Source organism: Paracoccus cavernae, assembly GCF_042430175.1.
GTDB classification, from domain to species: Bacteria; Pseudomonadota; Alphaproteobacteria; order Rhodobacterales; family Rhodobacteraceae; genus Paracoccus; species Paracoccus cavernae.
This window is the reverse complement of record NZ_JBHMDZ010000002.1, coordinates 82979-97044: the sequence shown is the minus strand read 5'-3', so window position 1 is coordinate 97044 and position 14066 is coordinate 82979. Positions and strand designations below refer to the sequence as shown.

Genomic DNA, 14066 nt, shown 5'->3' with positions numbered 1-14066 from the left:
TAGTCTCGCCCTGCGATAGCCGCCCGCCCCGCAGGGGGCAACGGCAAACTGGTCTTAGCCGAAGCGCGCCGGATCGATCGCGCGGCGCAGCTGTGCATCCGTCGGGCGTCCCGCCGCGATATCGGCGATGAAGCGCGCCGCCGCGACCGAGCTTTGGAAGCCGTAGCCGCCCTGCCCCGCAAACCAGATGAAATCGGGCTGGTCGGGATCGCGGCCGTAGACCGGCGCACCGTCGGGGGCAAAGCTGCGCAGTCCCGCCCAATTGGCGATGAGGCGATCGACCGGATAGAGCATGAGCGCCTCGTAACGCGCGAGACCCTCGGCCAGCACCATGTCGTCGGCCCAGGCGTCATGGGCGGTGGTCGGCTCCGCATCGGCGGGCGAGACGATCAGCGCCCCCGCATCGGGCTTGGCGTAAAAACTCTCGTTCACGCCCAAAAGCATCGGCCAGCTCGCGACATCAAGCCCCGCGGGTGCCGGAATGCGTGCCATCGAGCGGCGGTGCGGCACGATGCCTTTGGGGGCAATGCCCGCCATTTGCGCCACCGGATCGGCCCAGGCCCCCGCCGCATTGATCAGGACTTTCGCGGAGAAAACGCCCTTGGGCGTGGTGACAACCCATTGCCCGTCCTGCCGCGCGATCGCGGTTGCGGGGGCTGAAAAGAGGATCTCGGCTCCCCGTGACCGCGCATCGCGCTGATAGCTCTGGATCAGCAGATCGGTGTCGATATCCTGCGCCCTTGCCCCCATCGCCGCCCGCGCGACCTTCGCGGGATCGAGCGCGGGAAAGGCCGCGACGGCGGCATCGGGCGCGATCTCCTCCATCCGCATCAGTTCGGCCTCGTGATCGAAATGGTCGCGCTCGTCATGCCCCGCGACCAGCATCACGCCGCGCGGCGAGAGCACGCCTGCCGCAGCGAGCCCCTCCCCCGAGGCAAGGCTGAATTCGACCATCGGCGGCGGGCCGTAAAAGGGCTCGTAAAGCGCGGCCGAGCGCCCAGAGGCGTGGTAGGCGGCATGGGCCTCTGCCTCGATCAGGCGGCAGCTGCCCAGATGCGACAGTTCGGCCGCGGCGGATACGCCGGCGATACCGGCGCCGATGATAAGGAAATCAGTGGTGGTCATGCTCTTGCTCCTGCCCCCGTCCGCGCGCGGCGGCTCCGGTCGCGCAGGGGTCTTTCTCCACTTTCAACAAATGCTTGCAGAAGGTTCAAGCAATCCCTTGGGCCGAGTTTCGGGATTTCGGCGGGCCAAGCGGGAAACTCTGCTCTAAGCTTTGCCCAAGCCGCCCGAAACCGCATAAGGATGACGCAGTGACCAGATCCAACCGCCCGCTATTGCTTGCCATTTTGCTTTTGTCGCTCAGTCTGCGGCCGGTGATGGCGGTTCTGGGTCCGGTGGTCGATCTGATCGAGGACTACACCGGCCTGAGTTCGGCCCAGGCGGGGCTTTTGACGACGCTGCCCATTCTCGTCATGGGGATCGTGGCGCTTTTCGGCGGGCGGGTCAGGCGTCTGATCGGCGAAAAGCGCGGCATTGCGCTCGGGGCCTTGTGCCTGACCATCGCCTGCGCCATGCGCCTTCCGGTCCATAATGCTGCCGGAATGCTGTTCAGCGCGGCTCTGGGCGGGCTCGGGATCGCGCTGACGCAGGCGCTGCTGCCGGGGCTGATCAAACGCCATTTCGGCATGGCGACCGGAACGGTCATGGCGCTTTACACCACGGGCATCATGACCGGATCCGCACTCGGGGCGGCGAGTTCGGCCGATATGGCGCGCCTGATCGGTTGGCAGTCCTCATTGGCCTTTTGGGCGCTGCCGGCGCTGGCGGGGCTGATCGTCTGGAGGCTGATCGCGCCTGCCGACCCTGCGCCCGCCAAAAGCGCGACACGGAGCCGCAAGACCGGCTTTGCCGGTGTCGCGCGGGCGTGGCAGCTGGTGGCCTTCTTCGGCCTCGGCACAGGCTCCTATACGCTCGTCCTGGCCTGGCTTCCGCCCTATTACCAAGACCTCGGCCTCGGCCGCGAGGCCAGCGGCTATATGCTCGCGGGCCTGACCATCACCGAGGTTTTCGCAGGCCTCGGCATCGCGGCTTTCATCGACCGCTTCCCCGACCGCCGCGCGCCGCTGATGGCGGTTCTGTCGTGTCTGATGCTCGGGCTGATCCTGCTGGTCTGGGTGCCGGTCACGATGGCGGTTCCCGCGATGATCCTGCTCGGGATCGGAATCGGCTCGGTCTTCCCGCTCGGGCTGATCGTGACGATGGACCATGCCGCCAATCCCGAAACCGCCGGAGATCTGGCGGGATTCGTGCAGGGCTGGGGCTATGTTCTGGCCAGCACGCTTCCCTTTGTCGCGGGTGCGATCAAGGACCACTTCGCCTCGCTGACGCAGGCTTGGTATCTGATGATGCTGGGCGTGGTGGTCATGGGCGCGGTCTCGCTCGGCTTCAGCCGCAAGAGCTATGCCGCGTTCGACGCGCGGATCTCGCTGCAGGACTAGACGGAGCGAAACAGGCGGGCGGACCGGCCAGTCCCGGACGGCATGAGGCACAAAGAAAAAGGGGGGAAGGCTGCGGCCCTCCCCCCTTTTCATTGTCCCGATAGGGCGCGCGCTCAGGCTTGCAGCGGCCGCACGCTGATTTCGCCCTCGCCACGCGATTTGATCGCGGCAACTGCGGCGATCGAGCCGGCAGCCGTGGTGAAATAGGGCGTCTTGCCGTGAAGCGCGACCGCACGCATTTCGCGCGAATCGGCGATGGCCTGCTTGCCCTCGGTGGTGTTGAGCACCATGGCGAGCTCGCTGTTTTTCAGGCGGTCGACGATGTTCGGGCGGCCTTCGTAGACCTTGTTCACCAGCTCGGTCGCAACACCTGCCTCGCGCAGGAATTCGGCCGTGCCGCGGGTTGCGACCAGAACGAAGCCCATATCGACGAGATCACGCGCGGCAGCCGCGAGATCGGCGCTCTTGTCGGCATCCTTGACCGAGATGAAGACGCGGCCTTCGCTCGGCAGTTCCACGCCCGCACCCAGCTGCGCCTTGAGGAAGGCGCGCGCGAACGAGCGGTCCCAACCCATGACTTCACCGGTCGAACGCATCTCCGGCCCGAGCAGCGTGTCGACGCCGGGGAAGCGGGCGAAGGGCAGCACGGCTTCCTTGACCGAGAACCACGGCGTGTTCGGATCGGCCAAAGTCATCGGATCGGCGAAGGGCAGATCGGCATCGGCCGCAATGCCTTCGGGATAGGCCGGACGCTCGGGGAAGCTCGCCAGCGTTTCGCCCGCCATCAGACGCGCCGCAATCGAAGCGATCGCGCTATCGGTCGCTTTCGCGACGAAAGGCACCGTACGCGAGGCGCGCGGGTTCACTTCGAGGACATAGATCGTATCGCCCTTGATCGCGAACTGGACGTTCATCAGACCGACCACGTTCAGCGCCAGCGCCATTTTGACGGTCTGCGCCTTCAGCTCGGCCACGACGGCAGGGGTCAGCGTATGGGGCGGAAGCGAGCAAGCACTGTCGCCCGAATGGACGCCGGCCTCCTCGATATGCTCCATGATGCCCGCGACATGGACGTTCTTGCCGTCGCACAGCGCGTCGACATCGACCTCGATCGCGCCCGAAAGGTAGCTGTCGAGCAGAACGGGGCTATCGCCCGAAACCTGCACGGCCTCGCGGATATAGCGGTGGAGCTGCTCCATGTCGCGCACGATTTCCATCGCGCGGCCGCCCAGAACATAGGACGGACGGATGACCAGCGGGAAGCCGATGCGCTCGGCAATCTCGATCGCCTGCTCGTCGGTATGGGCGATGCCGTTGATCGGCTGCTTGAGGCCCAGATCGTTGAGCAGCTTCTGGAAACGCTCGCGGTCCTCGGCAAGGTCGATCGCGTCGGGCGTGGTGCCGAGGATCGGGATGCCTTCGTCTTGCAAAGCATTCGCCAGTTTCAGCGGGGTCTGGCCGCCGAACTGGACGATCACACCGTGAAGCGTGCCGTTTTCTTTCTCGATGCGCAGGATTTCCAGCACATGTTCAAAGGTCAGCGGCTCGAAATACAGGCGGTCCGAGGTGTCGTAATCGGTCGAAACCGTCTCGGGGTTGCAGTTGATCATGATGGTCTCGTAGCCGACATCGGACAGCGAGAAACATGCATGGCAGCAGCAATAGTCGAATTCGATCCCCTGACCGATCCGGTTCGGGCCGCCGCCGAGGATGACGACTTTCTTGCGGTCGCTCGGGCGCGCCTCGTTTTCGACATCGCCCATCGCGGGGGCTTCGTAGGTCGAATACATATAGGGCGTCTGCGCTTCGAATTCGGCGGCGCAGGTGTCGATGCGCTTGAAGACCGGATGCAGCTGCAGCGCGCGGCGGGTCTTGCGGACCTCTGCCTCGGCCTTGCCGGCCAGTTTGGCCAGACGCGCATCGGTGAAGCCCATCATCTTGAGCTTGCGAAGACCTTCGACATCCGAGGGCAGGCCATTGGCGATCACGCCGGCTTCGATTTCGACGATCTCGCGCAGACGGGCAAGGAACCACGGATCGAACGAGGTCGCCTGCTGGATCTCGTCATCGCTCAGACCGTGACGCATCGCCTGGGTGATCAGGCGCAGACGGTCGGGCGTCTGGACCGAGATCGCCTTGATGACGGCGGCTTTTTCCGGCGCGCCGGGGATCTCGATATCGTCGAGGCCGGTCAGCCCGTTCTCCATCGAGCACAGCGCTTTTTGCAGCGATTCGTGGAAGGTCCGGCCGATCGCCATGACCTCGCCTACCGATTTCATCGCCGTGGTCAGCTCGGCCTTGGAGCCGGGGAATTTCTCGAAGGCGAAACGCGGGATCTTCGTCACGACATAGTCGATCGAAGGCTCGAAGGACGCGGGCGTGACTTTGGTGATGTCGTTGTCCAGCTCGTCCAGCGTATAGCCGACCGCCAGTTTCGCGGCGATTTTCGCGATCGGGAAGCCGGTCGCTTTCGAGGCCAGCGCCGAAGAGCGCGACACGCGCGGGTTCATCTCGATCACGACCATGCGGCCGTCGGCAGGGTTGACCGCCCATTGCACGTTCGAGCCGCCGGTTTCCACGCCGATCTCGCGCAGAACCGCGATCGAAGCGTTGCGCATCGCCTGATATTCGCGGTCCGAAAGCGTCAGTGCCGGTGCGACGGTGATCGAATCGCCGGTATGGACGCCCATCGGATCGATGTTTTCGATCGAGCAGACGATGATGGCGTTGTCGTTGCGGTCGCGCACGACTTCCATCTCGTATTCTTTCCAGCCGAGCAGCGATTCATCGACGAGGATCTGCGCCATCGGCGATGCATCCAGACCCGAGCGGCAGATCGCCTCGTAATCGTCGCGGTTATAGGCCACGCCCCCGCCGGTGCCGCCCAGCGTAAAGGCGGGACGGATGATCGCGGGCAGACCGATGTGATCAAGCGACTTCATCGCTTCGGCAACACCGGCCGAGATGTCGAACTTGCCGTTGGGCAGTTTCGGCGCGGTGATGATGTCGGCTTTGGGGTTCTCCAGACCGATGCGGTCCATCGCCTCGCGGAACAGCTTGCGGTCTTCGGCCATTTCGATCGCGGCGCGCTGCGCCCCGATCAGCTCGACGCCGTAGCGGTTGAGGACGCCCATATCGGCCAGGGCAAGCGCGGTGTTCAGGCCGGTCTGGCCGCCCATCGTCGGCAAAAGCGCGTCGGGGCGCTCTTTGGCGATGATCTTTTCGACGACGGCCGGGGTGATCGGCTCGATATAGGTCGCATCCGCCATCTCGGGATCGGTCATGATCGTCGCGGGGTTGGAGTTGACCAGAATGACGCGGTAGCCTTCTTCGCGAAGGGCCTTGCAGGCCTGTGCGCCCGAATAATCGAACTCGCAGGCCTGCCCGATCACGATGGGACCTGCGCCGATGATCATGATGGATTTGATATCAGTTCTTTTCGGCATGGCTTTGTCCTCGGGCGGTTGGCGGCAGATAAATCGTCCGGCGTTATAGCTATGGCAAGCCCGCGCGCAAGGGTAGAGGCAGCTTTTCCGTACGGAAAAGCAGCGCCTCCTGATCGACCCCGCCTCCCGCGCAAGCCGTTTGCCGACGCAGGGCGGGCTGTTTCCCCAAGGATCGGGGCACCGCCGCCTGCGGCAAGCGCCCAACATGGCGGGGTCACACCCCAAGGTCAAGACCGCCCCCGCCCCCACGGCGAAACACGGCAAAGCCCCGCAAAACAAAGACGGAAAAATGCCGGAGGCTGACCTCTTTCTTCATCACCCCAATACCCGAATCCACAGCGCAACCGGCACCCGCCCCGCAGAACGGAAGGGTACCGGCGACAGGACCTCAGGCGTCGATGAAGCTTTTGACGAATTCGGTCGCGGGCCGCGCGCGGATATCTTGCGGACGCCCGACCTGCTCGATCCGGCCCATCGACATGACGACCACGAGATCGGCAAGCTCCATCGCCTCTTCCTGGTCATGGGTCACGAAGATCGAGGTCAGGCCGGTGGAATCGTGGATATCGCGCAGGCCCGCCCGCAGCTCCTTGCGCACCCGCGCATCCAGCGCCCCGAAGGGCTCGTCGAGCAGCAACATCCGCGGTTCGATCGCAATGGCGCGCGCCAGAGCCACACGCTGGCGCTGGCCGCCCGAAAGCTGGCTCGGGAAGCGCTTGCCGATATCGGGCAGCTGGATCAACTCGAGCAGCTTGTGCACGCGGCGGTCGATCTCGGCATTGGTCGGTCGGCTCCGGCGCGGACGCGCGCGCAGCCCGTAGGCGATATTCTCGAACACCGTCATATGGCGAAAGAGCGCATAGCTCTGGAACACAAAGCCCGCGCGGCGCTCCTGCACGGTCAGGCCCGTCGCATCCTGCCCGTCAAAAAGCACCCGCCCCGAGGTCGGAAACTCCAGCCCGCCCAATATGCGCAGGAGCGTGGTCTTCCCCGAACCCGACGGCCCCAGCAGCGCCACCAGAGCCCCCGAAGGGATCTTGAGGCTGACCGGATGCAGCGCAGAGGTCACACCAAAGCTTTTCGCGATTTCGTCGATTTCGATATGCATGTGCAAACCTTTCATCCCCGGCCCCGGGGCCGTGTCATGATGGGAGGGCGCGCCTCAGTGGCGGCGCCCCGAAGCAAGCTGGTCGGCAAAGCGCCATTCGAGAACGGTTTTGAGCAGCAAGGTCACCAGCGCCAGCGCGGCAAGCACCGCCGCCATGCTGAAAGCCGCGACCGAGAGATACTCGTTATAGGCCATTTCGATCGCGATCGGCATGGTCGCGGTCTGGCCGCGGATCTTGCCCGAGACGACCGCCACCGCCCCGAACTCGCCCATCGCGCGGGCATTGCTCAGAAGCACGCCGTAAAGCAGCGCCCATTTGATATTGGGCAGGGTCACGGTCAGAAACGTCCGCCAGCCCGAGGCGCCAAGGGTGAGCGCGGCCTCCTCCTCGGTGCGGCCCTGCTCGATCATCACGGGGATGAGCTCGCGGGCGACGAAGGGAAAGGTCACGAACATCGAGGCCAGCACGATGCCGGGCAGCGCAAAGATCACCGGATAGCCCATGCCGACCAGCCAGCCGCCAAACAGGCTGTTCACCCCGAAAAGCAGGACCAGCGCCAGACCCGCAACCACCGGAGAGACCGAGAACGGCAGGTCGATCAGCGTAATCAGAAAGGCCTTGCCGCGAAAATCGAACTTGGTGATCACCCATGCCGCCGCCAGTCCGAAGACCGCGTTCAAAGGCACGGTGATCCCCGCGACCAGAAGCGTGAGCCGGATGGCCGAGCGCGCCTCGGGCGCGCCGAGCGAGGCCAAAGCGGCACGACCGCCTTTGGCCAAGGCCTCGGCAAAGACCACGGCAAGCGGGGCCACGACCAACAGGGCAAGCAGCACAAGGCAGATCACGATGAGCGCGATACGGAAGGGCCGCTTTTCTTCGGTGACGGGCTGCCATTTGCGCGCGGGCACAGCGGGATGAAGAGAGGTCTCAGACATTGCCGATTCTCCGTCTGCTCCAGATCTGGATGAGGTTGATGGCCAGCAGCATGCTGAACGAGATCGCGAGCATGGCGATCCCGATCGCCGAGGCTCCGCCATAGTCGAACTCTTCAAGCCGGATCACGATCAGCAGGGGCGCAATCTCGGTTTTCATCGGGATATTGCCCGCGATGAAAATGACCGAGCCGTATTCGCCGACCGCACGCGCCAGCGACAGCGCAAAGCCCGTCAGCGCGGCGGGAGCCAGCATCGGCAGGACGACGCGGCGCAGCGTATAGGCGCGCGTTGCGCCCAATGTGGCCGAGGCCTCCTCGACCTCGCGCTCGATCTCGCCGATCACCGGCTGGACCGTGCGCACGACGAAGGGCAGGCCGACAAAGATCAGCGCGATCAGGATGCCCCATTGCGTATAGGCGATCTTGCCTGAAAACTCGATGCCGAAGACCCCGAAGACGCTGTTGGCCGCCGGCGCGAGATGGTTCTTGACGAAGGCGCCAAAGACTCCGTTCGGCGCGTAAAGCGTCGTCAGCGCAATGCCCGCAACCGCCGTCGGCAGGGCGAAGGGCAGATCGACAACCGCATCGACAATGCGCCGACCGGGGAAGTCGTAACGCGACAGGACCCAAGCCAAAGCAACGCCGAAGACAAGGTTGAAGACCGCCGCCATCAGCGAGATCCGGAAGGACAGAAACAGCGCCCCCCAAACCCTTTCGGTATTCACGACCCGCCAGATTTCCGACGGGCCGAAGTTCAGACCAAAGAGCAAAAGCGCCCCGATCGGCAAAAGCACGACCAGCGACAGCATGGTCAGGGTAATGCCCATGCCGAGGCCGAAACCCGGCATGGGGGATTTTTGCACGAGCGCTTTCATGACCGTAGCGCCTTACTTCGCGGTATAGATCTGGTCGAAGGTGCCGCCGTCGCCGAAATGCTCGGCCTGCGCCTGTTTCCAGCCGCCGAAATCGGCGATCGTCACCAGATCGAGCGCGGGGAAGCGGGCGACATCAGCCGGATCTGCCTTGGAGGCGTCCCAGCCGCGATAAAAATTCTTGTAGATGATCGCCTGACCTTCGGGCGAATAGAGATAGTCGAGATAGGCCTTCGCCAGTTCGCCTTGGCTTTCGCTGGTGATGTTCTTGTCGACAATCGCCACGGGCGGCTCGGTCAGGATCGAGACGGACGGTGCCACGATGTCGAACTCGCCCTCTCCGAGCTCCTGCAGCGCCAGATAGGCCTCGTTCTCCCATGCCAGCAGGACGTCGCCGATACCGCGCTGGGTGAAGGTCGTGGTCGATCCGCGCGCCCCGCTGTCGAGAACCGGCACGTTTTTATAGATCGCGCCGACGAATTCCTTGGGGTCCTGGCCGTTCTTTTGCGCCCAGGCCCAAGCTGCAAGGTAGTTCCAGCGCGCCCCGCCCGAGGTTTTCGGGTTCGGCGTGATGACCTCGACGCCCTCTTTGGTCAGATCGCCCCAATCCTTGATGCCCTTGGGATTGCCCTCGCGGACGAGGAAAACGATCGTCGACGTATAGGGCGAGGAGTTGTGCGGCAGGCGGGTCTGCCAATCTTCGGGCAAAAGGCCCTTGGCCGCGATCTGGTCGATATCGGCACCCAAGGCCAGCGTGACGACCTGCGCGCCAAGCCCGTCGATCACCGCCCGCGCCTGCGAACCGGAGCCGCCATGCGAGCTTTCGAGCTGGGGCTTTTCATGGCCGTCGGCCTCCCATTTCGCGGCAAAAGCCTCGTTCACGGCGCGGTAGAGCTCGCGGGTCGGGTCGTAGCTGACGTTGAGCAGGCTGTCGGCGGCGCTGGCGGTCTGGGGGCCGAGCGCAAGCGTGAAAGCGGTCACGACACTTGCCACGAAACGGCGCAAAGGCCTGTGGGCGCGCGGCTGCGCATGGGGCGGAACGGGCGCGGTCTTCGAGCGGTCAGAGCGGATCATTCTGGTCTTCCTTCCTGCGTTTTCCGGGCTGCCGGTGGCGGCGCCTCTTGCTGGACATAAATATCGACCGACTTACTCGCGTTTATCAAGAAAATAATTACGCTAAAACTTATCGTGTTTAAGATGTTTTTATTTTCCCGCCTTTTCCGGAACGTCCTCCCTGCCCCGCACTGCCGTCCCACGACAATATTCGCCAATGATTGGAGATTTCGCGCCCGACCCCGCGCCAAAAGCACCGCGAATCACTTTCGGTGGCCGGAATCGACGGGAAAGGTTCTTGTCGTCACACAGGCCGAATGCGGAAAAAACCGGCCGCAGGTACGAAGGTCACACAAAAGGGACTGCCGGACGTCATGCCAAAGAAAAAGGCCGGACTTCCGTCCGGCCTTTTTCTCGTGCGGGATATCAAAGGGCGGGACTGCGCCCGCCCGTCCCGTCCTAACCCTGTTTCAGGCTATCTTCGGCCTTCTGCGCCAAAGCCTCGGCCCTTGCGGCCAGATCGGCCAGCGCATCGGCCACGCCCTGCGGCACGACCGGCACTTCGACCCGCGCCGGATTGGCCTTGAGACGGGCCAACTCGCGTTCTGCCGCAACCGCGCGATCCTCGAGCGCCGAGGTGCGGTCGGCGAGCATCAGCCCCGCCAGCAGCAAAAGCCGCGGCTCGGGCATGCGGCCGGCCTGACCAAGGATCTGCTGCGCCTCGGCATCCAGCATGCCCGCGGCGCGTTTGAGCAGACGCTCCTCGCCCTCCTGACAGGCCACGGTATAATCCTTGTGGCCGATGGTGAAATCGACTTCAGCCATTGCTAGCGCCCCTCATCCGTTTCCTGATCATCCGTCCGGCTCTCTGCCGAAAGGCTGTCGCCGGGCAAAAGCAGGCTGTCGGCGGCGCCTTCGCCCAACATTTCGTCCAGAGCAGCAACAATGGCACCGATCCGGTTGATCTCGGCCTCGCGCGCCAGACGCAATGCGGCGTTTTCGGCCTCGAGCGCGGCCCAAGCCTCGTCGGCACCGGTAGAGCCGCTATCGGCGCGCAGCAAAAGCTGGTGGTTGGCCTGTGCGAGCGCTTCGTTCGCGGCCGAGAGCTCGGCCAGTTGCGCCGCTGCGATGGCGAGTTCGGCCTCGAGCGCGGCATTGCGCGCTCCGGCAGCCGCAAGCTCCTCCGCCAGACGCCGGTTTTCTTCGGCGGCTGCGGCCGCTTCGCCGTCAGACGCACCGCCTTGTGTGCGGGACCCGGCATCCGCCGCCGCCCCGTTGCGCAGATCCTTTGCCGCGCGTTCGATCGAAGTATCGATCCTGTCCAGTGCGGCCAGAAGACGCTTCTCACTGGTGGTCAGGTTGCCGATCATGGTCTGCATCCTTTCAGATAATCCCGAACTTTTTGGCATCCTGCGGCCCTTATGACAAGGATGCGCGGCAAGAGAGCGGCCGCTGGACGCGAAAACCCGCGACTTTACGGGGAAAGCGGTGCTTTTCAGGGCGGTCGGAGCGACCTATAAGGTGGCGTCACATCATGAGGGATTGCCGATGCGCCGCGCCACGATCATCCGCGAGACAGCCGAAACCAAGATCGAGGTCACGCTCGACCTCGACGGGACCGGCCGTTACGACAACCAGACCGGCGTGGGCTTTTTCGATCACATGCTCGACCAGCTGGCACGCCATTCGCTGATCGACATCAGCGTCCGCGCGACCGGAGACCTCCATATCGACGATCACCACACGGTCGAGGATACCGGCATCACCATCGGTCAGGCACTGGTCAAGGCTTTGGGCGACAAGCGTGGCATCCGCCGCTACGGCGCTTTCAACCTTGCGATGGACGACACCCAGATCCGCGCGGCGCTGGATCTGTCGGCACGGCCCTATCTGGTCTGGAACCTCGATTTCCCGACCCAGAAAATCGGCCAGTTCGACACCGAGCTGGTGCGCGAGTTCTTTCAGGCGCTCTCGACCCATGGCGGGATCACGCTCCATATCGACCGCATCCACGGCTTCAACAGCCACCACCTTGCCGAAGCGACCTTCAAGGCGGTGGCGCGGGCCCTGCGCGAGGCGGTCGAGCCCGATCCGCGCATGGCGGGCGTGCTGCCCTCGACCAAGGGTGCTTTGTGATGCGGGTTGCGCTGGTCGATTACGAAAGCGGCAACCTCCATTCCGCGGCAAAGGCGCTGATCCGCGCGGGCAACGAAGCCGGTGTGACGGTCGAGGTGACAGCGGATCCGCGTGTCGTCGCCGCTGCCGACCGCATCGTTTTGCCCGGTGACGGCGCTTTTCCGGCCTGCCGCGAGGCTTTGGGCGCGGTGCCCGGCATGATCGAGGCGCTCGAAGAGGCGGTTACCCGCCGCGCAGTACCCTTTCTCGGGATCTGTGTCGGCATGCAGATGCTGGCCGAGCGCGGGCACGAGTACCGCCTGACCGACGGTCTGGGCTGGATCGGTGGCGAGATCGTCGCAATCGCGCCGGCAGATCCCGCGCTGAAAGTGCCGCATATGGGCTGGAACGATCTGCACCTGCACCGCCCGCATCCGGTTCTGGACGGGATCAAGGACGGCGATCACACCTATTTCGTCCATAGCTGGCAGTTCGCGGTCAGCGATCCTGCCGATCTGATCGCCTCGGTCGATTATGGCGGACAGGTCACCGCGATCGTCGGGCGCGACAATGTCGTCGGCATGCAGTTCCACCCCGAGAAATCCCAAGCCGTCGGCTTGCGGCTGTTGACAAATTTCCTGCGCTGGCAGCCCTGACGAAAAGGCCGGAGGCTTTGCGCCCCCGGACCCCCGCAGGATATTTCGCCATGAAAGTTGGTTTGGACGCGCCGGCTTATTGCGCGCGACGCCAGGTCTGGGTCTTGCAGAAGACCGTGACACAGCCCGAAACGCTGAGCGTATTGCCCTTGAGCGTCATTTTCGACTTGTAGGTCTTGTCGGCGCCCGGGTCCCAGATCGTGCCGCCCGAAAAAGAATTGTCGCCGTTGTCGTTCATATTGGCGACGATATTTTTGCCCGTCGCATTGCTCGCGATCTCGTTGCCGCTCTTGTCGAAGGAGCGGACGAGCTTGCCGCAATACTTGCCGCCGCAATCGTAGAATTCGACCATGCCGATATGGCCCTGGTCATTGGCCTGTGTCTGGAAGATCCCGCTGATTCCATCGGCTTGCGCCATGCCTGCGGTCAGCGCCATGACGGCTGCGTAAAGATAAGCTTTCACGATTTCCTCCCGATGAAGCCTTCCCTGACAGGAAGGATGCGGCTGCTGGCGGCTTGCGATCAACTGTAACGTCGGGTCCCGCAAGCGCGCCAAACGCGACAATCGCGGCGGCGGGGGGTTTGATGAAGGCGCGGGGATGTGGCAAGGGGATTGAAAAGGGGCCGTGGCCCTTGCCGCAAGGCATTTTCAGGAGAGATGCGATGATCCTTTACCCCGCGATCGACCTCAAGGACGGCAATTGCGTGCGGCTCTTGCGCGGCGAAATGGATGCGGCGACGGTTTTCGGGACCGATCCGGCAGCTCAGGCACGCGCGTTTCAGGATGCGGGCGCGGAATGGCTGCATCTCGTCGATCTGAACGGCGCTTTCGCGGGTCATCCGGTCAATGGTGCGGCAGTCGAGGCCATTCTGGCCGCGACCTCGATCCCCGCGCAGCTGGGCGGCGGCATTCGCGATATGGCCACGATCGGGGCATGGATCGAGCGCGGCCTCTCGCGCGTCATTCTGGGCACGGTCGCGGTCGAGAATCCTGCGCTTGTGCGCGAGGCGGCGGGTGCCTTCCCCGGCAAGATCGCGGTGGGCATCGACGCGCGCAAAGGCAAGGTCGCGACGCGCGGCTGGGCCGAGGAGACCGATGTCGATGCGACCGATCTCGCGCGGCAGTTCGAGGACGCGGGCGTCGCCGCGATCATCTATACCGACATCGACCGCGACGGCGCGATGGGCGGGCCGAACACCGCAGCGACCGAGGCTTTGGCCCGTGCCGTCTCGATCCCCGTGATCGCTTCGGGCGGGGTATCCTCGATGGAGGATCTGGCCGCGCTCAAGGCAACCGGCGTGATCGCGGGCGCGATTTCGGGGCGCGCGCTTTACGACGGCGCGATCGATCTCGGCGCGGCGCTCGCCTTTTTGAAGTAA

At 64.2% G+C, this 14066-nt stretch carries 13 protein-coding genes; 4 read left to right on the top strand and 9 right to left on the bottom strand.

The window, feature by feature from the left end; translation table 11 throughout:
- Positions 1-54: 54 nt before the first annotated feature.
- Positions 55-1125, bottom strand: a complete 1071-nt coding sequence (locus tag ACFFUC_RS04105; protein WP_377683812.1) for an NAD(P)/FAD-dependent oxidoreductase — start codon at positions 1123-1125, stop codon at positions 55-57.
- Between the two features lie 188 nt (positions 1126-1313).
- Between ACFFUC_RS04105 and ACFFUC_RS04100 the strand changes: the two genes are divergently transcribed.
- Positions 1314-2501 (top strand): MFS transporter, encoded by a 1188-nt coding sequence (locus ACFFUC_RS04100; protein WP_377683810.1) that lies wholly within the window; start codon positions 1314-1316, stop codon positions 2499-2501.
- A gap of 113 nt (positions 2502-2614) precedes the next feature.
- Here the strand turns inward: ACFFUC_RS04100 and carB are convergent, their stop codons facing one another.
- The 7 genes from carB to ACFFUC_RS04065 all read right to left on the bottom strand — a co-directional run bounded on the left by carB (position 2615) and on the right by ACFFUC_RS04065 (position 11285).
- Positions 2615-5947: a carbamoyl-phosphate synthase large subunit gene (carB, locus tag ACFFUC_RS04095; protein ID WP_377683808.1), complete on the bottom strand. Its 3333-nt coding sequence runs from the start codon at positions 5945-5947 to the stop codon at positions 2615-2617.
- A 388-nt stretch (positions 5948-6335) separates the two neighbouring features.
- Entirely contained in the window at positions 6336-7055 is a 720-nt protein-coding gene (locus tag ACFFUC_RS04090) for a sulfate/molybdate ABC transporter ATP-binding protein (RefSeq protein ID WP_377683807.1), read from the bottom strand.
- Positions 7056-7109: 54 nt separating this feature from the next.
- Positions 7110-7991 (bottom strand): sulfate ABC transporter permease subunit CysW, encoded by an 882-nt coding sequence (cysW, locus tag ACFFUC_RS04085; RefSeq protein ID WP_377683805.1) that lies wholly within the window; start codon positions 7989-7991, stop codon positions 7110-7112.
- Positions 7984-8865 carry a sulfate ABC transporter permease subunit CysT gene (cysT, locus tag ACFFUC_RS04080; RefSeq protein WP_377683803.1) on the bottom strand — a complete coding sequence of 294 codons (882 nt, stop codon included), beginning with the start codon at positions 8863-8865 and terminating at the stop codon, positions 7984-7986. Before cysT ends, cysW begins: the two co-directional genes overlap by 8 nt.
- 12 nt (positions 8866-8877) lie before the next feature.
- Positions 8878-9936, bottom strand: a complete 1059-nt coding sequence (locus ACFFUC_RS04075; RefSeq protein ID WP_377683801.1) for a sulfate ABC transporter substrate-binding protein — start codon at positions 9934-9936, stop codon at positions 8878-8880.
- Positions 9937-10374: 438 nt separating this feature from the next.
- Positions 10375-10740, bottom strand: coding sequence for a cell division protein ZapA (locus ACFFUC_RS04070; protein ID WP_377683799.1), 366 nt, complete (start codon positions 10738-10740; stop codon positions 10375-10377).
- Between the two features lie 2 nt (positions 10741-10742).
- On the bottom strand, positions 10743-11285 hold the full coding sequence (locus ACFFUC_RS04065) for a hypothetical protein (protein ID WP_377683797.1): 543 nt from the start codon (positions 11283-11285) through the stop codon (positions 10743-10745).
- A 178-nt stretch (positions 11286-11463) separates the two neighbouring features.
- Between ACFFUC_RS04065 and hisB the strand changes: the two genes are divergently transcribed.
- Together hisB and hisH are read left to right on the top strand one after the other, a co-directional pair.
- Entirely contained in the window at positions 11464-12051 is a 588-nt protein-coding gene (gene hisB, locus ACFFUC_RS04060) for an imidazoleglycerol-phosphate dehydratase HisB (RefSeq protein ID WP_377683795.1), read from the top strand.
- Positions 12051-12686 (top strand): imidazole glycerol phosphate synthase subunit HisH, encoded by a 636-nt coding sequence (gene hisH, locus ACFFUC_RS04055; protein WP_377683793.1) that lies wholly within the window; start codon positions 12051-12053, stop codon positions 12684-12686. Before hisB ends, hisH begins: the two co-directional genes overlap by 1 nt.
- Before the next feature lie 76 nt (positions 12687-12762).
- Here hisH and ACFFUC_RS04050 read toward each other — a convergent pair whose 3' ends face one another.
- The gene (locus ACFFUC_RS04050) at positions 12763-13149 is read right to left on the bottom strand and encodes a DUF2147 domain-containing protein (protein ID WP_377683791.1); all 387 of its coding nucleotides are present in this window, start codon (positions 13147-13149) and stop codon (positions 12763-12765) included.
- A gap of 200 nt (positions 13150-13349) precedes the next feature.
- On the opposite strand from ACFFUC_RS04050, the gene hisA reads away from it, so the two are divergent.
- Positions 13350-14066, top strand: a complete 717-nt coding sequence (gene hisA, locus ACFFUC_RS04045) for a 1-(5-phosphoribosyl)-5-[(5-phosphoribosylamino)methylideneamino]imidazole-4-carboxamide isomerase (protein ID WP_377683789.1) — start codon at positions 13350-13352, stop codon at positions 14064-14066.